This is a genomic window from Thiosulfatimonas sediminis (genome assembly GCF_011398355.1).
GTDB classification, from domain to species: domain Bacteria; phylum Pseudomonadota; class Gammaproteobacteria; order Thiomicrospirales; family Thiomicrospiraceae; genus Thiomicrorhabdus; species Thiomicrorhabdus sediminis_A.
Genome location: NZ_AP021889.1, coordinates 1,030,966 through 1,052,731, shown reverse-complemented (window position 1 = coordinate 1,052,731; position 21,766 = coordinate 1,030,966). Strand labels below are relative to the sequence as shown.

General features: G+C 44.5%; 18 protein-coding genes and 1 tRNA gene. 4 read left to right on the top strand and 15 right to left on the bottom strand.

Annotated features, from left to right (window positions below; genetic code table 11):
- Window positions 1-168: 168 nt before the first annotated feature.
- The 6 genes from HRR27_RS04835 to HRR27_RS04810 form a co-directional block, all read right to left on the bottom strand.
- Complete coding sequence (locus tag HRR27_RS04835) at window positions 169-864, bottom strand: response regulator (RefSeq protein WP_173271428.1); 696 nt, start codon at window positions 862-864, stop codon at window positions 169-171.
- Window positions 861-2,288, bottom strand: coding sequence for an ATP-binding protein (locus HRR27_RS04830; RefSeq protein ID WP_173271426.1), 1,428 nt, complete (start codon window positions 2,286-2,288; stop codon window positions 861-863). The genes HRR27_RS04835 and HRR27_RS04830 overlap by 4 nt, the downstream gene beginning before the upstream one ends.
- Before the next feature lie 726 nt (window positions 2,289-3,014).
- Window positions 3,015-3,998 carry a hypothetical protein gene (locus HRR27_RS04825; RefSeq protein WP_173271424.1) on the bottom strand — a complete coding sequence of 328 codons (984 nt, stop codon included), beginning with the start codon at window positions 3,996-3,998 and terminating at the stop codon, window positions 3,015-3,017.
- A gap of 340 nt (window positions 3,999-4,338) precedes the next feature.
- Window positions 4,339-5,457, bottom strand: a complete 1,119-nt coding sequence (locus HRR27_RS04820) for a Fic family protein (RefSeq protein WP_197905435.1) — start codon at window positions 5,455-5,457, stop codon at window positions 4,339-4,341.
- 468 nt (window positions 5,458-5,925) lie between these two features.
- Complete coding sequence (locus HRR27_RS04815; protein WP_173271422.1) at window positions 5,926-7,176, bottom strand: tyrosine-type recombinase/integrase; 1,251 nt, start codon at window positions 7,174-7,176, stop codon at window positions 5,926-5,928.
- A gap of 201 nt (window positions 7,177-7,377) precedes the next feature.
- Window positions 7,378-7,468: transfer RNA gene (locus HRR27_RS04810), tRNA-Ser, on the bottom strand.
- Between the two features lie 101 nt (window positions 7,469-7,569).
- Between HRR27_RS04810 and HRR27_RS04805 the strand changes: the two genes are divergently transcribed.
- Window positions 7,570-7,908, top strand: a complete 339-nt coding sequence (locus tag HRR27_RS04805) for an MGMT family protein (protein WP_173271420.1) — start codon at window positions 7,570-7,572, stop codon at window positions 7,906-7,908.
- Window positions 7,909-7,976: 68 nt separating this feature from the next.
- Here HRR27_RS04805 and serS read toward each other — a convergent pair whose 3' ends face one another.
- Genes serS through HRR27_RS12920 form a run of 5 tightly spaced genes read right to left on the bottom strand, consistent with a single transcriptional unit; the run spans window position 7,977 to window position 14,777 of the window.
- Complete coding sequence (serS, locus tag HRR27_RS04800) at window positions 7,977-9,263, bottom strand: serine--tRNA ligase (RefSeq protein ID WP_173271418.1); 1,287 nt, start codon at window positions 9,261-9,263, stop codon at window positions 7,977-7,979.
- Between the two features lie 52 nt (window positions 9,264-9,315).
- Window positions 9,316-9,705 carry a fluoride efflux transporter CrcB gene (gene crcB, locus HRR27_RS04795; RefSeq protein WP_173271416.1) on the bottom strand — a complete coding sequence of 130 codons (390 nt, stop codon included), beginning with the start codon at window positions 9,703-9,705 and terminating at the stop codon, window positions 9,316-9,318.
- A 55-nt stretch (window positions 9,706-9,760) separates the two neighbouring features.
- On the bottom strand, window positions 9,761-11,119 hold the full coding sequence (locus HRR27_RS04790; RefSeq protein WP_173271414.1) for a replication-associated recombination protein A: 1,359 nt from the start codon (window positions 11,117-11,119) through the stop codon (window positions 9,761-9,763).
- Between the two features lie 22 nt (window positions 11,120-11,141).
- Window positions 11,142-11,780, bottom strand: a complete 639-nt coding sequence (gene lolA / locus HRR27_RS04785) for an outer membrane lipoprotein periplasmic chaperone LolA (RefSeq protein WP_173271412.1) — start codon at window positions 11,778-11,780, stop codon at window positions 11,142-11,144.
- A gap of 18 nt (window positions 11,781-11,798) precedes the next feature.
- The gene (locus HRR27_RS12920; protein WP_173271410.1) at window positions 11,799-14,777 is read right to left on the bottom strand and encodes a DNA translocase FtsK; all 2,979 of its coding nucleotides are present in this window, start codon (window positions 14,775-14,777) and stop codon (window positions 11,799-11,801) included.
- A gap of 361 nt (window positions 14,778-15,138) precedes the next feature.
- Between HRR27_RS12920 and trxB the strand changes: the two genes are divergently transcribed.
- Entirely contained in the window at window positions 15,139-16,086 is a 948-nt protein-coding gene (gene trxB, locus HRR27_RS04775) for a thioredoxin-disulfide reductase (protein ID WP_173274248.1), read from the top strand.
- A 17-nt stretch (window positions 16,087-16,103) separates the two neighbouring features.
- Window positions 16,104-16,805 carry a BamJ family beta-barrel-assembly machinery protein gene (gene bamJ, locus HRR27_RS04770; protein WP_173271408.1) on the top strand — a complete coding sequence of 234 codons (702 nt, stop codon included), beginning with the start codon at window positions 16,104-16,106 and terminating at the stop codon, window positions 16,803-16,805.
- A 377-nt stretch (window positions 16,806-17,182) separates the two neighbouring features.
- On the opposite strand, the gene HRR27_RS04765 is transcribed toward bamJ, so the two are convergent.
- A complete protein-coding gene (locus HRR27_RS04765; protein WP_173271406.1) occupies window positions 17,183-17,533 on the bottom strand; it encodes a YqfO family protein in 351 nt (116 codons plus the stop codon).
- A gap of 202 nt (window positions 17,534-17,735) precedes the next feature.
- Between HRR27_RS04765 and HRR27_RS04760 the strand changes: the two genes are divergently transcribed.
- Window positions 17,736-18,005 (top strand): hypothetical protein, encoded by a 270-nt coding sequence (locus HRR27_RS04760; protein WP_173271404.1) that lies wholly within the window; start codon window positions 17,736-17,738, stop codon window positions 18,003-18,005.
- 97 nt (window positions 18,006-18,102) lie between these two features.
- Here the strand turns inward: HRR27_RS04760 and HRR27_RS12915 are convergent, their stop codons facing one another.
- The 3 genes from HRR27_RS12915 to HRR27_RS04745 all read right to left on the bottom strand — a co-directional run bounded on the left by HRR27_RS12915 (window position 18,103) and on the right by HRR27_RS04745 (window position 21,733).
- Window positions 18,103-19,371: a methyl-accepting chemotaxis protein gene (locus HRR27_RS12915; RefSeq protein WP_173271402.1), complete on the bottom strand. Its 1,269-nt coding sequence runs from the start codon at window positions 19,369-19,371 to the stop codon at window positions 18,103-18,105.
- A gap of 234 nt (window positions 19,372-19,605) precedes the next feature.
- Window positions 19,606-20,733, bottom strand: coding sequence for a protein-glutamate methylesterase/protein-glutamine glutaminase (locus HRR27_RS04750; protein WP_173271400.1), 1,128 nt, complete (start codon window positions 20,731-20,733; stop codon window positions 19,606-19,608).
- A 172-nt stretch (window positions 20,734-20,905) separates the two neighbouring features.
- Window positions 20,906-21,733 (bottom strand): CheR family methyltransferase, encoded by an 828-nt coding sequence (locus HRR27_RS04745; RefSeq protein WP_173271398.1) that lies wholly within the window; start codon window positions 21,731-21,733, stop codon window positions 20,906-20,908.
- Window positions 21,734-21,766: the final 33 nt, after the last annotated feature.

Here is a 21,766-nt window from a genome sequence, read left to right as displayed (position 1 = left end):
ATTCACTTCAGTAAGCTCTTACAAGAAACACGTTCTAGGCTTGTTCAGCTGAGCGCTTCTATGTCTAGAGCCATTTGGAGTTATTCTGCATCTCCCTTGCTGCTTGGGTTTCATTATGGAAAAGAAAAGTGCAAAATTTATGCAAGCAATTTGGTACTTTGTGCAAGCTTACTGGGGCAGCACAAATTTATATCCCACACCATAGACCGATTGAATCCAATCGTTTTCGCCAAATACGGCGCAGAGTTTTTGGCGCAATTTCTTAATGTGGCTGTCAACTGTCCGATCGGAAACCACGCGGTGGTCGTGATAAATCGAGTCGATCAGTTGCGCGCGCGAAAAAATGCATCCCGGCGCTTGCGACAGCGTGCGCAGAATGGCGAACTCCACCGCCGAAACTTGCACTTTATTTTGTTGATAATGCACCTGATAGGTCGCCTCATCCAGATTCCAAACGCCATTCTGTAAGGTTGCTTCTGGTGTAAAACGGCTACGCCGGATAAGTGCCTTAACCCTTGCCACCACTTCTCGCGGACTAAAGGGTTTGCACAGATAGTCATCGGCTCCCAACTCCAAACCGAGAATCCGATCAATTTCTTCAATACGCGCGGTCAACATCATAATTGGCACGGCGCTAAATTGGCGAATGTCACGACAAAGCTGCAAACCATCACCGAATTTATCAGCATCCGGCAACATAATATCCAACAACACACAATCGACCGTATTCTTCTGTAACCAATCTATCAGCCCTGCGCCACTTGAAAAATATTGCGTCTGATACCCATGGGCATGCAAATAATCGATCAACAATTGTGAAATTTGCGGTTCGTCCTCAACAATAAGTACTCGTTCTTGGTTCACTCTTGCAGCTCCCTAGCAAACACAATCTGAACATCCAAGCCGCCTAGTTCAGCTTGACGTATCTGCAGCTTGGCATCATGTGCCTTAGCAATTTGACTCACCATCGCCAAACCTAAACCAGCACCACCAGTCCGACGGTTACGAGAGGGTTCAGTGCGAAAAAATCGTTCAGTTAATCGCTTTATGTCGTCCACAGACACCCCCGGTGATGAGTCCACTATTCGCAAACAATAATTGTGCGCCTGCTCCTGTAAACTGACTTGCACCCTTCCCGCACGACCATTATTAGACTGTGCATCGGTATAATTCAGCGCATTACTTAACAAATTTGCAACTAACTGCGTTAGCCGACTCGCGTCACCGTAAATCCAAGCCTGTGGAACAATATCGGTCTCAAGCAACAGACCTTTCAGCTGCGCTTGGCCATACATTGCTTCCACAGTTTGCTGTGTGATTTCGGCCAAATTCACCGTCGCCATCGAATATTGAAGAGCCCCTACATCGCTTAAACTTAACTGATACAAATCTTCAATTAAACGCTGCAAAACCACAACTTCGGTTTGCACCAACGCCAAACTCTGTTTATTCAAAGGCCGAATGTCATCACACATCGCTTCAATCGAGCCATGGATTACGGTCAAAGGCGTACGCAATTCATGGGATATATCCGCCACCCATTGATTACGGCTGCCCTGTGCGGCCTCTAAGGTTGCAGCCAAATGGTTGAAATTACGCTGTAAAGCCCCCAATTCATCTTGTCGTTTAACCCCCAAACGGCAACTCAAATCCCCACTTGCCAAACGATGCATTGCTTTATTTAATTCACGCACTGGACGCAAAAAATGATTACCAAACGGCCACAACAAAATCAGCGCTAAAAAGGTGATCAGAACCGCTCCCAAGGTAAACATTTTAAATTGCGATGCAGCAAATTCGATATCTGCCTGCTCCTGCAATTCATTAAGCGGATGGTAACTAATTTTTGCCAACAACTGCCCGTTTTGCATAATTGGCAAGCTTGCATTCGATGCCACCATCGCTGGGCCGTACAGCAAGTCACCTTCCGGAGTTAGCAAACTCACTCGGCTTTCAAATTCATCCGCTGGCGGTAAAGAACGCCGCGAGTTAAAACGCTCAATCAAACGTGGCACCATCGTCGTCATCTGCTGAAAATCCATACGATGCGAATAAAACGTCAGGCGTTGCCACGCATTTAATGGCAAAGCACGCACATCGCTAATCGGTTCATACTGCAGGTAAATTTCAATATTGTTTTTCAAGCGTTCCAAACGCTGCTGATCCCGCTGGTCAACATAATGCAACATCGTTTTATGCAACACCAGCTGATTGCTCCACACCAAGGTGCCTAAAATCACAAACCCAAACGTCACCAAAAATAGAACAAATTTAAGCCGAATACCCACCGTAAAATCCTTTGCACAACGCACACACTAAACGCCACTTTAGCGCAAATTCATCGCCCAAATTTGCAAACAATAAGACAAGTACGGAAAATTTCGCCCATTTCCATCAGCAAGCGACAGCAAGGTGAAAACATTAAGCGAACGCAGAAAAGCACCACCATGGTTTCATATCAAACAACCGAGAACGGTAAAAATGACAGGCATAAAAAAACCCGCCATGAAAGCGGGTTAATCGGGACTAGGGATTTAAACACCCCCATCTTTAAAGGCCTGAAACTAAAAAGCTTAACTCCGTGTACCATCTGGTGTACAAAAAAACCAAAGTCACCCCCCATGATTTACTCTCATTTTATTTATTTCCCGTAATTCTGCTCAGGCTGCTGGCATTAGCGTTACAGATTTCAAGTATTGCCGGCGTCACTGACCTGTTTAATATCCGTGCCAAGTCAGTTAGTTTTTGTGCAACAAACAACAATCTCAATACTTCTGAATTTGCCCGCCCTTAGCTATATAAAAACCGCCTTTTATTTTTTCCAAAATAAAAACACGCGCGAAATTTTAGCCTTGTATTTCTCATTGGTTTACTCAGTCTAGCCTGTGTAATGGGTGTGGTTTGCATAAATAGCACCTCCTAAATGAATCGGAATGATTCGCCATGCTTTGCGCTTGGCTTGGGTGCTATTGAAATTGATTGTTTTCAGTAAATCAGATAACTGCTTAAAACTGCTAGAAACTGTTTTTAACTGGCTGCAAAGTGTCTGAAGTGGCGCTTTTGTCTTTTAACCAGTCTCTTAGATTCCTATACTTGTATGCTTGAGAGTTTCCAAGGCCAAAAATGATAGCCTTCGTTCCACTACCTTCAATTTTTGAAGCGTTATTTTTGACTAATTCACTGCCTAAAAGTGCTGTCCATACCTCGCTAGGAGAAGGCTTCCTTTTGTGTTCAATCACAAGATTTTTTAAAACCGGAAGGATGTAAGCTACTGAATCACCTTGCGCCTTTTCTATTGATGGGTAATACGGCTTTAAAAGAGCTATGGGATCCGCGCCATCTTTACAGTCACTATGCTCAAAAATTTTACTTACAGGTTCAAGCTTATTTAAACAATCTCTATCAATAAATACTTTGCTAGGTTCCAAATATAACGCAGTTGTTTTATATTCCGTTTCATTTCTAGGCAGTGCCTCCAAGGGGTAGGCATCAATCCAAATCCAATCACCATTAGTGCGCTGCATTCCATGAGGCTCAATCAGGGTGACCTTAAACATAGAATGAAAGAGTGAAACTGATCTTATCTTTACAAGTTCTTTTGCCTCAAAAGGGAGTTGCATATAATTTATTAACTGCTTTTCCAAAACAGCCTCAGACTCAACCCAATTTATGCATAAGGAATCACTAGGCCAGTCTTTATAGAATTCTTTATATAGAGACCATTTTCTATTAGCGTATGAATATTGACCTCCCTCCATATCAGGAATAACTGGTTCACCTTCGTATGCTTCATACCAGCCAAGATAACCCTCATCGCCATATGCCCCAAATACAGTTGATTCCTTCGAAATTAACCAACCTGAATAATCGCAATATAAATCTAGTTGACCTTCATTAAATAACTGGATGAAATAATTCAATTCTGATTCAACATCAAAACCAAGGCGTTTAGCTAAAAATTCTAAATTCACTTTTTTAGGTAATGGTAAATCAATCATCTAAAACCCTCCCGGGCAAAACCCACATCAAATAAAGGTGGCACGGTCAGGGGGTGGATCATCCCTTTTCGAGTGGCCGCTCTAGGCCGAGCCAATGCTGTTCTATTACTTTTTGTCTGGTTATATTGCGGGTTTCCAGTACGTTAACTATTCGTTTTACGCTCCCCGTACCGTTCGTACCGTTTTGAAAACAAAAACGGTACAGGCTCAAACCCGCATGAATAAAGGCTCGTACCGTCCGTACCGCTTGTACCGTTGGTTTTTTTGCATTGCATACGGTTAGCACAATATCAAAAGACTAAAACGCCCCTTAAATTAGTGGCGTGCGTAAACTGCTAAATTAATCTGTTTTAGGAATAAAGCCCTGTTGTTCTAGCGTAATAACTAAACTCCGCATTAATGGATTGTTAAGGAAGTTGATAATGTATTCTCTCCCTCCCTCTCTAACCGGTTTAATGAAGTTGTTCTCTTTCAACTTGGCAATCGTTATTGTTCTTTGATTTGGTGTAAGGCTACTCGGCAAATCTCCAGATTTAAATTGCTGTAGCTGTACCGCAGTCAATAAAACTTTGTATTCTCTATCATCAATAACCCGTCTTTCATGAGCGTGCTGTAAAGTTGGTTTAAGCACCTCTTCGAGCAATATATTGTGTTCTAGTAGTCTGTTAATCTTTTCGACTTCAACTAGAATCCCAGAAAGAACGTAGTAAACCCAAGCAGCTAAATCCCCATCATCGGCTCGAGAGAGCATCTCATAATAAACCTCTCGGTCATTACAAAACACAGCCGTAGGGTTCAATAATTTGCCGTCTTTTACGTTAAACCCGTACTTAATCAACATGGCATAGGTAAGCAGCCTAACGACACGACCGTTACCATTCCCGAAGGGGTGAATCCAAGTAAAGCGGTGGTGCACCGCAGCAACCTTGATTAAATCATATTGCTCCAGATCAGGCCTGTTAATAAAGCTAATCAAGTCCTCCATCAAATCCGGAACAAGGAAGTGTTCGTGTGGTTCATGTTCTGATTGCTGAATACTTACATTCCAAGTTCGATATGCACCGGGGGTGGCATCACCTTCGCGCTCCAGACCACCTACTGCCAACTGGTGAAGTTGTCGAATGAAGTAATGAGAAATCTCTGAGCCTTCAGTTATCTCTTCTTCAATAAAATTCATTGCCTCTTCAACATTAGCAATTTCAGAGAAGCGTTCCTCTTCTGGTGTAGTTGGGTCAATCTTCCGCTCGACATACTCTGATATAGTGGTGCGATTCCCCTCTATACGAGCTGATCCGACACTTTCCATAAGGTGAAAGATATTTTTGAGCTGAAAAAAAATCATTGGATGCGTTGTGCCAGCTAGTTGCATTCGCTTAAGGTGGTTAAGTTCGAGAATCACCCCCATTACCGGATCTTCAAAAGACGGCTGATACATTTCTAATTTGTCACTTGCACTCACTTCCAACTCCCTAGATAGTAAGAAAACTAAATAACTATTTAACTAAAGTTAAATAATTATCTTATACACACCCCCTCAACCCATTGTTTTACAAAGGGATAGAGAAACTTCTACTTAGATAAGTATTTACCATTTAGTAAATAATAACATATTTGCTTTCCGTTGCTTTCCGTTGCTTTCCGTTGCTTTCCGTTGCTTTCCGTTGCTTTCCGTTGCTTTCCGTTGCTTTCCGCAAACAGCCTAACACGCACCACACCATCTAAACGCAACATTTAATTTCACTAAGTATTCGTTTTACGCTCTCTGTACCGTTCGTACCGTTTTGAAAACAAAAACGGTACAGGCTCAAACCCTCATGAATAAAGGCTCGTACCGTCCGTACCGCTTGTACCGTTGGTTTTTTTGCATTGCATACGGTTGGCGCGCTTGTGTTGCTTACAACTTCAACCTTAATTCTTGATGTGTTACTTATCCCGCATTAGCGCCATTACGGTTAATCGGGATAATCTCACCCCCACTTTTCAGTGCATCTAAGTGGTTGCTCCATGCCTGCATCATTTTGCTACGTTCAGGCAGGTATTCAGCCTTGTTATAAACGCCTCGTATCTGGTTGGCCTGCTCATGGGCTAACTGCTTTTCGATGTGGTCGGAGTTAAACCCGAGTTCGTTTAGTAGCGTGCTGGCTGTGTGTCGAAAACCGTGGGCGGTTTGCTTGCCTTTGAACCCGATACGATGCAAGCCAGCGTTTAAGCTTTGGCCGTTTATCGGTCTGGCCGGTGTTCTCGGGCTTGGGAAAACGAACGCGCTTTGTTCTTGGAATATCTGCATAGATTCGATTAAGGCCTTGGCCTGCTTGGATAAAGGCACCATGTGGGGGCGCTTCATCTTCATGCGTTCGGCGCTAATACTAATCAGATTTTTATCTAGGTCTATTTCATCCCAACGTAAGCCAGCTAGTTCATTTGGGCGTAAGAATACATGCGGTGCAAGTTTTAGCGCGGTGGCGGTACTTACATCTCCGGTGTAGCTGTCCAAGGCATTTAACAGTTGGTAGAGTTGGCCACGTTCAGTAATGTGACTAAAGTTGTCCTTCTCTTGCTTTAAGCAGATGTCAGTCGGCAGGTCTCGAACCGGATCAACTTCACAGTGCCCCATCCCAACCCCGTAACGGAATATGCGGCTAGCGTACTGCTTCGAGCGCTTCATGGTTTCCATTATCCCCTTGGCTTCTATCAGCTTTAGGGCATGAATAATGTCTTTAGGTTTGATGTCCTCGGCAGGCATATGACCAATTAACGGCAATAAATGACTCTCGATGCGCTCTCGAATGTCTTTGGCATAGTCATACGTCCAACCTTGGGCGTTATGCTCATGCCACAATTCGAATAGACCGGTAAACGTTATGCGCTCGGCTATCACTTTCTGCTCGGCTAGTTCAGCCTGCTTAACGGCCTGAATGGTTTCTTTATGCTCTTTTGGATTTATGCCTTGAGCAACCAACGCTTTGGCTTCATCTCTTAGCTGCCTGGCTTTGGCAAGGCTTATGGCCGGATAATCGCCTATGGTGTAGATAGTGGCCTTGCCACCAAATTGAAAACGGTAGCGCCATACCTTATTACCGTTTGGCATTACTTCAATAATTAGGCCTGCACTATCAGTCTTGCGGTAGCGCTTGGCTTCGGGCTTGAATTTACGAATGGCTGTATCGGTTAAAGGCACGGGCTTTCCCCTCAGAATTTGTACACAGAACTAAGGTTGTGTACACAGAATCGAATCGGTGTACAAGCTAGTGTACAAAAAAACGTGCGCTTTAGTGAACTCTCTTGAATACGGGTGAACACCCTAAAAGGCTTGAAACGGCGTAAATACGTTATTTCAGGCATAAAAAAACCCGCCATGAAAGCGGGTGATTTATAAATATGGCGGTGGACTAGGGATTCGAACCCCAGGTAGGCTACAAACCTACAACGGTTTTCAAGACCGCCGCCTTAAACCACTCAGCCAGTCCACCTTGTTTTGTTGGTGCGTATTATAGGGAGTACGTTAGATATTGCAAGGAAATTTTGTTAAATTTATTAAAAATTTTCACCTTTTTTAGACGATAATCACTCCATGCCAAAAGACACCTTTAAAAACAGTAACTTAAGCTTTTCGGAACATATTTACCAGTTATTGCTGGATGTACCCAAAGGCAAGATTACCACCTATTCCGCTCTTGCCGCTGCGGCAAATAGTCGAGCCGTGCGTGCGGTCGGCTCGGCAATGCGCAAAAATCCATACCCAATTATAGTGCCTTGCCATCGCGTCATTAAAAGTAATGGGCAAATTGGTGATTATGCTCTTGGCGGCAAAGCCATTAAAGCAAAGCTATTGCAACTTGAAGGAATTGAAGTCGTTGACGGTCAGGTGCAAAATTTAGCAGCGGTGTTATTTGATTTTTCCAATCGTTAAAAGCAAAAAGCCCAATGCTTAAAGCAATGGGCTTTTAATCGGGTTGATAACTTAAACAGCTGTGAATTTTATAGGGTTTCAATACCGCCTAAATATGGACGCAATGCTTCAGGCACCGTAATCGAACCGTCTTCGTTCTGGTAATTTTCAAGCACGGCAACCAATGTACGCCCGACGGCCAAGCCAGAGCCATTTAACGTGTGCACCAATTGCGGCTTGCCTTGTGCGCTACGGAAACGCGCGCGAAGACGACGCGCTTGGAAGTCTTCAAAGTTTGAACACGAAGAAATTTCACGATACGCTGACTGCCCTGGCAACCAGACTTCAATGTCGTAGGTTTTGGTCGCCGAGAAACCAATGTCGCCAGTGCAAAGATTCACCACTCGGTACGGAAGACCTAGTTTTTGCAAAATGCTTTCCGCTTGGCCGGTCAGCTCCTCCAAGGCTTCGTGCGATTTTTCCGGATGGACTATTTGCACCAACTCCACCTTCTCAAACTGGTGCTGGCGAATCAGCCCGCGCGTATCGCGCCCATAAGACCCAGCTTCTGAACGAAAACATGGTGTATGCGCAGTACATTTAATTGGCAAATTCGCTTCATCGATGATTTCATCGCGAAATAAATTCGTGACTGGTACTTCCGCTGTCGGAATCAAATACAGATCTCGGTCATTGGTATCATGTTCATCGTTTTTGCTGATTTTATACAAATCCGCTTCAAATTTTGGTAATTGACCGGTTCCACGCAGAGAATCTTGGTTAACCATAAACGGCACATAGACCTCTTCGTAACCCGCTTTGCCATGCTCGTTCAACATAAACTGAATCAAGGCGCGCTGTAGACGTGCCATAGGGCCTTTTAACACGGCAAAACGCGATGACGTGACCTTAACAGCGGCATCATTATCAAACCAGCCTCGCGCTTCGGCTAAATCCACATGGTCTTTAACGGCAAAATCAAACTCACGCGGCGTACCCCATTTACGAATTTCCACATTATCGTCTTCTGAAGTACCGAACGGAACGGACTCATGCGGTGTATTTGGCAGACCAGCAAGAATATCATCCAGATTCGCCTGTACGTCGACTGACTTTTGTTCAGCTTCTTCCAACTGCGTTTTTAAATCGTCAATCTCTGCCAGCAAAGGAGCGATGTCCTGCCCTTGCGCTTTGGCTTTGCCGATCTCTTTAGAACGACTGTTGCGCAATGCCTGCAAATCTTGCGCTTTTACCTGCCACTCTTTACGCTGTGCCTCTAATGCCTCAATTTGCGCCACGTCTAGCTTAAAGCCACGCGTTTGCAGTTGTGCGGCCACTTCTGCCAATTCACTTCGTAAACGTTTTGGATCTAACATCTCGCTAATTCCTAATCCTTAAAAATATAAATCGTTGTCCTAAGCGTTGGGCTTAAGCACTTAAAAACTGTCTGCCACTGAGTAAACCGAGCCACACCGCGCTCAAGGTTAAAATCAAACTCAACAGCATATTAGCGGTCGCTTTACCAAACTCGCCAAGTTGAATATATTGCATCGTTTCATAAGAGAAAGTCGAAAAGGTGGTGAAAGCCCCTAAAAATCCAACCAAAATAAACGCGCGCCATTCAATCGGTAGCGACCACTTGTCAATTAACATCACCGCCAACAAGCCCATTGCAAAAGACCCTATGACATTTACTGCCAACGTTCCCCAGGCAAACTCACGTCCAAACCACAGATACATCTGATGCGACAGCGCAAAACGCGCAACAGCGCCCAGTGCGCCGCCAGCGGCAATTGCCCACCACCCCCAAAAAGTCATCCGCAAGCCTCTGAATTAGTAATGAATATTTGGCTGAAAACACAACCGTTACAGCCTATTTACGGCGTTTATAAATTGCCTGTTGGTTCAAGTTATCAAGATGCCTCATTTTAGCGGATATTTTGATTTCCAGCCCTCTTTCTACCGGCTGATAGTAAGCTTTTTGCGCCATATCTTCTGGAAAATAGCACTCGCCAGCGGCAAAAGCGTCTGGCTCGTCATGTGCATAACGGTAACCCTTGCCATAGTCTAATTCGGCCATTAACTGCGTTGGCGCATTACGCAGATGCAACGGCACCGGATGCGAACCATGCTCTTTAATGTCTTTTAAAACTGTTTTATAGGCCGTGTACACAGCATTCGATTTCGGCGCGACCGCGAGATACGTCGCCGCCTGTGCCAGGGCTAAATCGCCTTCTGGCGAACCAAGTCGCTCATACGATTGAGCAGCATTAATCGCAACTTGCAATGCTTTTGGGTCGGCATTGGCGATCTCTTCTGAAGCCATTCGAATCAAGCGCCGCGCCAGATAACGAGGGTCAACGCCACCATCAAGCATCCGCACCAGCCAATACAACGCGGCATTCGGATCGGAACCTCGCACGGATTTATGGAGCGCAGAAATCTGGTCGTAAAATGCCTCTCCCCCCTTGTCAAAACGACGCAGGCCACCCTGAACGACTTCTTTGGCATGCTCGACTTCTATTTGTGCCGCCAAGCCATTTTCACTCAACTGCCAATCGACAAAATCAACTGTCTGCTCCAAAAAATTCAATAAACGTCGTGCATCGCCATCGCTTGAAGCGATTAATAATTGCGCCGCCGACTCATTGATTTTTAGGCTGACCGAATCGCATTGCGATTCAGCTGACCAGTCTGCAGCCAACTGCTGTAAACCACGTTGCAACACCTGCATTAAATCGATTTCGTCCAATTCGCGCAGCACTAAAACCTTTGCACGCGACAAGAGCGCGTTATTCAACTCAAAAGAAGGGTTTTCCGTGGTAGCGCCAATAAAGACAAAAGTGCCATCTTCTACAAACGGCAAAAAAGCGTCTTGCTGTGCTTTGTTAAAGCGATGCACTTCATCCACAAACAACAAAGTACCCTGTTGAAACTGCACACGCTGTTTTTGTGCCTGCTCTACCGCAAGACGAATCTCTTTCACACCATCCAATACGGCGGACAAGCTTATAAACTGCAAGTCAGATTGCTTAGCCAACAAACGCGCCAAGGTGGTTTTTCCCACGCCCGGAGGCCCCCAAAAAATCAACGAGTACAATTTTCCAGAGGCCAACATACGCGTCACTACTCGGTTATGACCAAGCAGATGTGTTTGCCCAACGTAGTCATCTAAATTCTGCGGACGCAGACGTTCGGAAAGTGGTTTGTATAATTGCTTGGCGCTGCTCAAAACAAGACTCTCGCTGACTTAATCACCGTTCACTCGGTTGCCCGATAACATCTAAGTCTTGCGGCAATGTAAATTCGAAATTTTGCGGCGCAATCGGTTGATTGATCTGCACTTGGCTAAAATTGATTTTAGTGATGTTTTCCGGCCCTTCATACATCAATACCTGTTGCATCACTCCGGCTTTCAAACCCACTTCAATACTTTGAAAATAGGTCGCCGCCTTAGGAGTCAAGTTATACCAGACCATTCCTTGGCGCTCGCCAGCAAAAATAATCGTAAACTTGTCTTGGATTTTTTCGTCATACAGCAACCAACTCAATGGAATATCGGCTTGCACTTCAGCGATTGGCCGCACGGTTACTTGCTCCAAATCTTTATCCAACACCCATAAATTTTGCCCATCAACCACAATTCGCTGCGCATCTTTAGCGGAATATTCCCAAACCAACTTACCGGGTCGTAATAATTGGAAGTGTCCGGTTTTGGGCGGATTAGCCGAACTAAAAGGACTGTCTTCCAATGTTTGTTGCGCAAAGTTCGCCTCAAAAGTATGAAGACTATTCACAAAATCTTGCAGCGGGTTGGCCTGTGCGAAAGCATTCCACGACAAGCAAAAAAGTCCGCTGGCAACAAGCAGTGATTTTTTTAGGGTTAGCAACATAACGATCGATTCTCTTGATTAATCCGATGGACCGCGTAAATGGTCTCCGCCAACTAAAACTTCACGCTGACCATTGGAGGTTTTTGATGAAGAAATGAGGCCGGACTGGGACATGGCTTCAACAATACGCGCCGAACGATTATACCCAATCGAGAATTGGCGTTGTATCAGCGATACCGAGATCTTACGGCTTTCAATAGCAAAATTCACGATTTGGTCATACAAAGGATCTTCTTCGGCACTTTTCGAGCCATTTCCGCCCGCACCACCGGAAGATTCGTCCGTGGCAAACGCTTGGGTAATCGCATCCAGATATTGCGGCTCTCCTTGCGATTTGACAAACTCAGCAACACGTATCACCTCCTCATCGGTCATAAAAGCACCATGCACACGTTTTGGCGAGCCGGAACCGGGCGGCATATAAAGCATATCCCCCATTCCCAATAACTGTTCCGCTCCACCTTGATCCAGAATGGTACGCGAATCAATTTTGGTGTTCACCATAAACGAAATTCGGGTCGGTATATTGGCCTTTATCAAACCGGTAATCACATTCACCGAAGGGCGCTGAGTGGCTAAAATTAAATGGATACCGGCGGCACGGGCTTTTTGTGCGATACGCGCAATTAACTGCTCAACTTCTTTACCAACCACCATAATCATGTCGGCAAACTCATCCACCACCACTACGATATACGGCAAAGGCACTAAGGTAGGCGGGGCATCAGCGACTTTATGACCATAAGACGCTTGCTGCGTGTATAAAGGATCAATAATCGGCTTGCCTTCATCTATCGCTTTTTGGACTTTCATATTAAAGCCGGCAATATTACGCACCCCCATTTTGGCCATTAATTGATAACGTCGGTCCATTTCAAACACGCTCCAACGCAATGCATTGGCAGCATCATTCATATCCGTAACCACAGGGGTTAGTAGATGAGGAATATCATCATAAACCGACAATTCCAACATTTTCGGATCAATCATAATCAGACGAACTTCTTGCGGCGTGCTTTTAAACAGCATACTCAAAATCATGCTATTCACCCCAACCGACTTTCCGGAACCCGTCGTTCCCGCCACCAATAAATGTGGCATTCGCCCAACATCGGCCACCACCGGTTTACCCGAAATATCTTTACCGATAGCGATACTTAACGGCGATTTGGACTTTATAAATTCTCCTGATGAAAGCACGTCACGGAAACTGACGATTTCACGCTTATCATTTGGAATTTCAATCCCGACCACCGCTTTACCAGGAATCACATCCACCACGCGAACCGATTTAACCGATAACACTCGCGCCAAATCCTTAGCCAGGTTATTAATTTGCGACACTTTCACACCCGGTGCCGGCAAAATTTCAAAACGAGTGACAACCGGCCCTGGTTGAACCGATTCAACTGTCACCTTGACGCCGAACTCCTGAAGACGTTGCTCCAGCAAAAACGATAAATCCGTTAATTCTTCTTCGCTAAATCCTTCTTCATCCGGAACATAAGGGTCCAAAAGTTCCACTGATGGCAAGCGATATTCACCTTGTAAATAGGCACTGAAATCTTGCGCTGGCAGATTGGTTGAAGATTGTGAAGATGGCATTTTTACGGTGACTGAAGAGCTTGGCGTAAAGGTGGTTGCTTGGTCTTGGCCTCCTTCCGGTTCTTCGGTGGCTGCAACTTGCGGTGCATACTTCTGAATATCGCTGACCGCTGCTTGCGTCGGCGTCCCTTCCGTATAGGGCGTCAACACAAAATCATCTTTCGCCTCAAGCGCTGGTGCATCAGACACGGCACTTTGAGCCTCATTATCTTTAACCTGACTGGCAGAAGCACTGCTGATAAAACTCGTCTTCTCTTTTAATTTGGCAAACAGCGAATGACTCGATTTGTCTTTGTCTTCTTCCGCCGCGATGGACGCATCCGAAGTAGTGTCAGAAATACTCGGCGAAGCAGACTCCGCTTTTAGAATCTTCGGCGCTCTACTGCTATCGCTAAACGATGGTTGATCATTCACCAATTCGTCCGGCACGGCAGAAAGGATTTTTTGATCTGCATCTTGGATTGGCCGACTAGGACCTGACGGCAACCCAAGACGTTTAAATTTCTCGCGGTAAAAAGGCGCTAACGCATCACGCAACTGGCAGATGAATCGTTGGCACTTGTGGGAATTATCAATAGTCTTATGCCAACGCCAACGCGCCCAAGTAAGCAAATTTAAAACCAATCGTCCAGTGACTTCCAAAATAGTCATCCAAGAATGGCTTAGTAACAGACTTATCGATAGTGCAAATAACCCTAACAACAGCAGCGTAGTAGCGAGTAAATCAATCGAATCTACTAAAAATGCACCGATTAAACTCCCCCAAATCCCTCCGGGATTGAATGGCAGAGCTTCGGAAAAACTTTGCGGATGAACAAACAGATGAGCCATTGCCGCACCGGCACTGACCATTAACAAGACACCTAAAAGACTAAAAAAGAAACGATAATAATCAATTTCGCCTTCATCATCCCGCAAAGGCAAGCGTAAGGTGAGCCATCCTGCAAGAATAATTCCCAACGGTAAAAGATAAGCAAACAAGCCAAAAAGGGTAAATAACAGCGACGACAACCAAGCGCCAGTATGCCCACCATAGTTATTAACCGTGCCACTTGACGATGATGAGTTAAACCCAGAATCTTGAGGATCGTAACCGGCCAGAATGATCGTCAGAAAAACCGCAAACAAAATACAAAAAATCAGCACAAGATCTTTGATAATCCAGTCATAAGAATCCGGTGTTTTTAGCAGCGAAACCTGTGCATCTTGCTGTAACGAAGCAGCGCTTAACTCCGCAGTATGAACTTGATTGATACGATCTGCCGCTGCTTGGTTTGCTTGACTTTTTTCATTCAACTCTTCTTCTAAAGCATCGCGGCCAGTCTCTTTATTTCCGCCTTTAGTGTGAGTTTCGGCCTTTAAGGCCGCACTTTTACGGCGTGCTGCAGACATTTTTATCGCCGTGCGATTCGTTTGATCTAAAGCCACTTTATGATTTTGTCCTATTGGCAAATGCAAATCTAAATGTAATCCAACGCGACACCATCTAGAAATAGCGCAAAACACCCCATCTTAAGGTCTTAGCATGGCGCAGCGTCAATTAAGTTTACGGTTATTTAAGGCTGTAACAGAATCGACTTATGAATTTACAACAGACCTAATGAAAACTGCTAAAATTCTAGCACATTGCTCCACAGAGAACAGCCTTAAAGGCCGACACCAGCGGATTATCTACGATTTTTCAATGCCCTGTCCTATGTGGTTATTCATTTTAACTTTCTTAATTAGAAGATTGAATTTAAAGGATTTAATGATGGCAGCTAAACATTGTAAGCTTCTTATTCTCGGTTCGGGTCCAGCAGGATATACCGCTGCTGTGTACGCTGCCCGAGCGAACCTTGAACCGGTCATTATTACCGGCATGCAACAAGGCGGTCAGTTGACCACCACCACGGAAGTGGATAACTGGCCAGGTGATCCAGAAGGGCTAACCGGTCCAGATTTAATGGTGCGGATGCAAAAACACGCGGAACGCTTCGGTACTGAAATTCTGTTTGACCATATTAATAAAGCCGATTTATCTCAGCGCCCTTTCAAATTAACCGGAGACTCTGGCGAATATACGTGCGACGCGCTGATTATTGCCACCGGTGCCACCGCAAAATATCTCGGCTTAGAATCCGAAACCGCTTTTAAAGGTAAAGGCGTTTCAGCATGTGCAACCTGTGATGGTTTTTTCTATCGCAATCAAAAAGTAGCCGTTGTCGGCGGTGGCAACACTGCGGTTGAGGAAGCCTTGTACCTTTCTAACATTGCAGCAGAAGTCACCATCATTCACCGTCGCGACCACTTTTCATCAGAAAAAATTCTAGCAAAACACCTCATGGAAAAAGCGCAGAACGGCAATATTAAGATTGAATTTAACGCCGAGCTAGAAGAAGTACTGGGCGACAAAATGGGCGTAACTGGCCTACGCATTAAAAATCGCGAGACCGGCACGACGAAAGACTTAGATGTATCTGGCGTATTTATCGCTATAGGCCATACACCAAATACCGGCTTATTTGATGGACAGTTGGAAATGCTCAATGGCTATTTAAAAGTCCAAAGTGGATTACAAGGCAATGCAACCCAAACCTCAATCGAAGGTGTTTTTGCCGCCGGAGATGTTATGGACCAACATTACAAACAAGCGATAACCTCAGCCGGTGCCGGTTGTATGGCCGCGTTAGATGCTGAAAAGTACCTTGACAATCTTTAAATTTTAAAAGGAAAGTTATGCGTTTATCGATTCTTGTGCTGAGCTTATTCTCTCTAAGCTGCAGCGCACTGGCACACGCCGAAGCGAACACCAAACCAGAAACCCTTGAACAGAGAACCAGTTACACTCTAGGCGTAGACATTGCAAAAAATCTCTCTGAACAAGGATTAGACATTGACATTCCAGCTTTTTCAATGGGATTAAATGACGCGCTACAAGGTAAAACTTTGGCGCTCACCGCAGATGAAATGAGCGACGCGATTGAGCAAGCAAAACAGAAAATGCTGGCAAAACGCCAAGCCGAACGTCAAGCACAAGCTGCCGAGAATGCACAAGCTGGTGATCAATTTCGCAGCGAATTTGCTAAGCAGGACAAGACCTTAACGACAGCAAACGGGATTTTGTATCAAGTATTGCAAGAGGGTAAAGGGGATTCACCAAGTGATGACGACAGTATCTATGCACATTATGAAGGCACATTTATTAATGGCGAAGTCTTTGACAGTTCTTACAAGCGCGGCCGCGCTTTAAAACTACAAACCTCAGACGTTATTAAAGGCTGGGGCGAGGTATTAAAGATGATGAAACCGGGCAGTAAATGGAAAGTCGTTATTCCACCAGAACTCGCTTATGGCAAAAAAGGAGCGGGAGACGTTATTGGACCCAATGCCACTTTAGTCTTTACCATTGAATTAATCTCCTTCGGCAAAGAAAACTAAGCGTAAAACATAACACGCTTTGATCAACTGACCTCTTGCAACTCGTTGCTGGAGGTTTTTTATTTTTGCTATCTGGTAATTAAATTAGAGCGTTGGCAGGGCAAACCGGAAAAAAAAGCCCCGAATAATCTGCAAGCAGTTTACTCGGGGGGTTCCATATAAGGGGAACAATCTTAGCTCTTTTAGAGGAGTGTTGTAATGAAACAACGTGGCAATATTAATCTAAGACGCCCCATATATCAACATTTTCTAATATACTGAATAATGAAAAAATAATGACTTGCCCTAAGTTTTAAAGATATTTCTATAACATCGCATTTATTGCCACAACCTAATAATAAAAAATACTTACTAAGTGAATTTGCGCAATAACTTAATTAATCACCGAGATGCTGCTGCGCTAAAATCGCTCTTGCATCCAGGCTTTCCAGTAAATAATAAGCAGGCTCTTCGTAGGGATGCTGTTCAAAGAAGGTCCTCAATACTCCGCAAATATGTTCTGCTGCAACATACAATTCAACTTTATATTCCGACTCGTAACTTAACTGCCCCAGCGTACCGATATATGGATTACTGCCCTGCTGTGGCCTAAACTGCCCCTGTCCTTTGACTTGCCATGCGCATTCTTGATAATCACCTTGCACGCCAGCACCTGCCAAAAATAATGCCGCCTTTAAAGACTCTAAGTGCGATTCTGGGACATAAAAAGCAAAATGATAAAAAACCATCGGCACCGCCTCCTAAATTGAGATGAGTTAAGCATTAGATTCTGCCCATTATAAAAACCAATTCACTACAATAAGGGCACAAATGAATATTACGCTCAAACTCGATACGAGTCTTCGTATTCAAAAAATTATTGATTGGCAACAATGCCATTAAATTCAAACACTTAATTTTATCGAACGTATTACAAAGGTTTTAAAATTCATGAAATTTCTTTTAGCCAGCTATGCTCTGATTCTAAGCCTTGGGGTCATTTCTCTTATCAGCGGCAACCATTACTTTGCCAATATCGGTGGCTTTCTATCAGCGATCGGTTTTATGCTAGTCTTTTTTAAAGATCGTCCAGACGACGAAAGCGAACAGCAAATTAAAATGCGCCGCTATTGGTACATCGTGTTTGCTACCGGCATCCTGTTCAGTTTAATTTTCGGCAGTTTTTGGAATACCCACATGGGGAATATGGAAGCGCGCTAACAAAAAAACGCCCCTTAGAGGCGATGCTTTAAGGGGCGTTTCATCACGTGGCTTGCGCGATTGAATAAAGAGACACTGAATTTAAAACAACTTCTCCTTAAAACAGCTCAATCTCACCTTCATCCATCGAATCAGTACTCACACGACTCATCCGAGAATCTTCAATTTCTTGACGCTTAGCGTGGATTTTTTTACGAAATTGCTCGATCCGTTGACGGTATTCATCGTCATTTTGCGCAGGCTTATGTTGATTTTCTTGAAGAAAAACATTAATTTCATTTGAAAACTGGGTCAACTGATTAAGGTGATTCATCACTTGCTCAACCAACTGGCGCACAATATCCTCAAACTGCAACGAACGCATCGCATTAGAAACACTCACCTCAATTTCTGAAATCACCCCAGAGACATCGCCAAGTTTTGACGAAATACCGTCGTTCATAACATTTAAGTCGCCCAACAGGACCCCCACTTTTTGCTGAGAGGAGACCGCTTGCTCCATATCTTTCGTTGCCGTTTCGCTAACAATATTACGCACTTGATCAACCGTGTTGCGCGCTTTTTCGGCCTGCTTACGAATCTGTTCATTTAAAATATTGGAGTTCAGCGAAAGCTTACGAACCTCGTCCGCTACCACCGCAAACCCGCGCCCAGCCTCACCGGCACGCGCCGCCTCAATTGCCGCATTCAGCGCCAATAAATTGGTTTGGTCGGCAATCCCCTTTACGTCCTCCAACAGATTAAAAATGGCTTCAATCTGTCCAACCATATCATCAATCTTATCAACCGTCTGCTTACTGCGCGCCGAAGCATTCATTAACAAATCAATCAAATATTGCAACACCTGCTTCATTTCAGCAGAAAATTTCTGGATAGACATCTGGTTAGCGCCCTGCCCACCTAAGTTATCCAGCAGCGACAAAACCATCTGATACTCTCGTTGGGTTTGAGAATGCAAACCGGAAAAGCTGTTACTCAAGGTTTCAATTGCTTCAGCCACCAACTCTTTTACCTGTAAGAGTTCACTACGAACCACTTCGACTTCGTGCCCAATCACTTTATCGACATCATCCATAATCACCTGCAAAGATTCATCGGCCGTGGAGGTACGCAGCATCGGTATTCCGTTTGAAACAGGTTTTGATGATGGATTCGCTAAGGTCGCTTCCTGCAAAGCTTGACGGCGCTGCAATTTTTTCTCAGAAGCATGACTCTGGCTGGCAATATTTGCCACGCTCAAAAACCAACTGATCGACAGCAGCAGCACTAAACCAAAATTGAGTAAAGTGATCTCAAAGAAAGTCAAAATAGCGGCGACAAACGTAACCGCAATCGGTATCCAATAGGCTCTGGCAAGTTCAAGCATGACACTTTCCTTTTTTTAATTTCGGCAATAACTGCCAATAAAACATTACTTGCAATGATTTGAGCAGGTTATGTGCCATAAGCAAGAATTACTCTTTCAACCAGCGTCTTTTTTCAATATCAGCGAAAATAGTGTCAATGCGAATGCCTTATACACTGAAGAATAGGTTTTCAAGATAAAAAAACAGCCTTAAAATTAAGGCTGTCTGGACTCAATCAATCCTCTAAAAAGGCATTAACTAACCGCTAAATCAAACATTTTTTGAGCAATTTTCTCAAGCGGTAACACAAACTCTGCCGCGCCAATCTTGACCGACTCGCCGGGCATTCCCCAAACAACGCTGGTTTTCTCGTCTTGTGCAATGGTATGCACCCCAATTTCTCGCAGCTCTTTTAAACCTTGTGCACCATCTGCTCCCATGCCTGTCAAAATGACGCCAACCGCTTTTTTCCCCACCGCTTGCTCAACAGAACGAAACATTACATCAACCGAAGGCTTATGCCGGTTCACCGGGGGACCGTCATGTAACTGGCAAACTAGCTTGCCACCTTGACGCATGACTAAAAGATGGTGATCACCCGGGGCGATGTAAACATGACCATGCAAGATTTCCATACCATTTTCCGCATGATGTACCGTCATAGCCGCGAGATTATTCATCCGCGTAGCAAAAGGCAAACTAAATGCGGCTGGAATATGCTGCGTAATCACAATAGGTGGCGTGTCTTCTGGCAGGCGCAGCAACAACTCTTTAATCGCTTCGGTTCCACCGGTAGAAGAACCGATAGCAATCAATTTATGTCGCATCGCAACGCCGGGCATCATCGTTGGACTGCGCTTAGGTAAAACCGCATCCGTAGTGAGTTTTTGCGTCGGCACAGAGGGTACATGAACCTGAACTGGCGCTGGTTTATGCTCTTTGTTTGCAACATATCGTGCGTATTGACGTTCCAACTGGTAGCGACTCACTCGAGATGCGGTTTTCACTTTACGGCGAATTTCCAAGGCATAGTCTTCAAACGTGTTATGCAAATCAATTTTCGGTTTGGTGACAAAATCGACCGCCCCTAAATCCATGGCTTCGAAAGTCACGTCCGCCCCCTTTTCCGTCAGGGTCGAAATCATCACCACCGGCAAAGGGTGTAAGCGCATCAAATTTTTTAAAAAGGTCACGCCGTCCATTTTTGGCATTTCCACATCTAAAGTAAGCACATCCGGATGCAACTCTTTAATCATTTGCCGCGCGTGGTAGGGATCTTCTGCCGCCCCAACCACTTCAATCATTGGATCGGCTTTGAGCATTTCAGTGAGCATTTGTCTGACTAATTCAGAATCATCCACAATCAAAACTTTAATTGGCATGCGATATTCCTTATCCAAGTTTATTTGATTCGCTTTTAAGGCCTACGGTGCACTCAGTTTTGCCAACAATTTTGGCATATCTAAGTAGACACAGAAGTCGTCGCTCATTTTAAATCTACAAGACAGCCAAGCGATTAATCTTAATTAATTATGGTGACTATTTATTTGCCGCTTACCGCAACTTACGATAAATCGTTTTACCCAGCAGCTCAAAACGGTCACACACGTTATACAGCGATTCGGAATGCCCAACAAACAAATGACCATCCGGCTGCAATAAATTGGCATAACGATCAAATAACCGTGATTGCGTCGGCTTATCAAAATAAATCACCACATTACGACAAAAGATGACATCGATACTGTCTTTAATTGGCCAATCGGACATTAAATTAAGCTGACCAAATTGAATCAATTCTTGCAGTTCTGGTTTAACTTTGGCATAGCCTTCACGCGCGCCTGTCCCTTTCATAAACCAGCGCTTTTTACGTGCATCACTCATGCCTTTAAGACGATCGATTTTATAAACGCCTTCTTGCCCGGTTGCGACCACATTTGAATCCAAATCGGTGGCTATCACTTTTGCGTCCCATCCAGCAGGCACATTCTCTTTAAGCACAATCGCAATCGAATAAGGCTCCTCGCCTGTTGAACAACCGGCTGACCAGATTCGAATTTTGCGACTGGCTTGATTTTTCTTAACAAGACTTGGAATCACCGTTTCAGCCAAATACTCAAAATGATGATTTTCGCGAAAAAAAAACGTTAAATTGGTGGTAATCGCATTAATAAGGTGTACAAACTCTTGTTCACCTTGCTGCTCAACATAATCGATGTACTCTTTGAAGCTTTCCTGTTCAAGAAATCGAATCCGCTTCGCCAAGCGGTTATAAACCAGATTTTTTTTGGAGTCGTTTAAATCGATTCCAGCATAGTCATACACTATGCGTTTAATGTGGACAAAATCCTTGTCCGTAAATAAAAACTCGCGCTCTTCCATAATATAAAAACTCTCACGCTCTTCGAGGGTTGC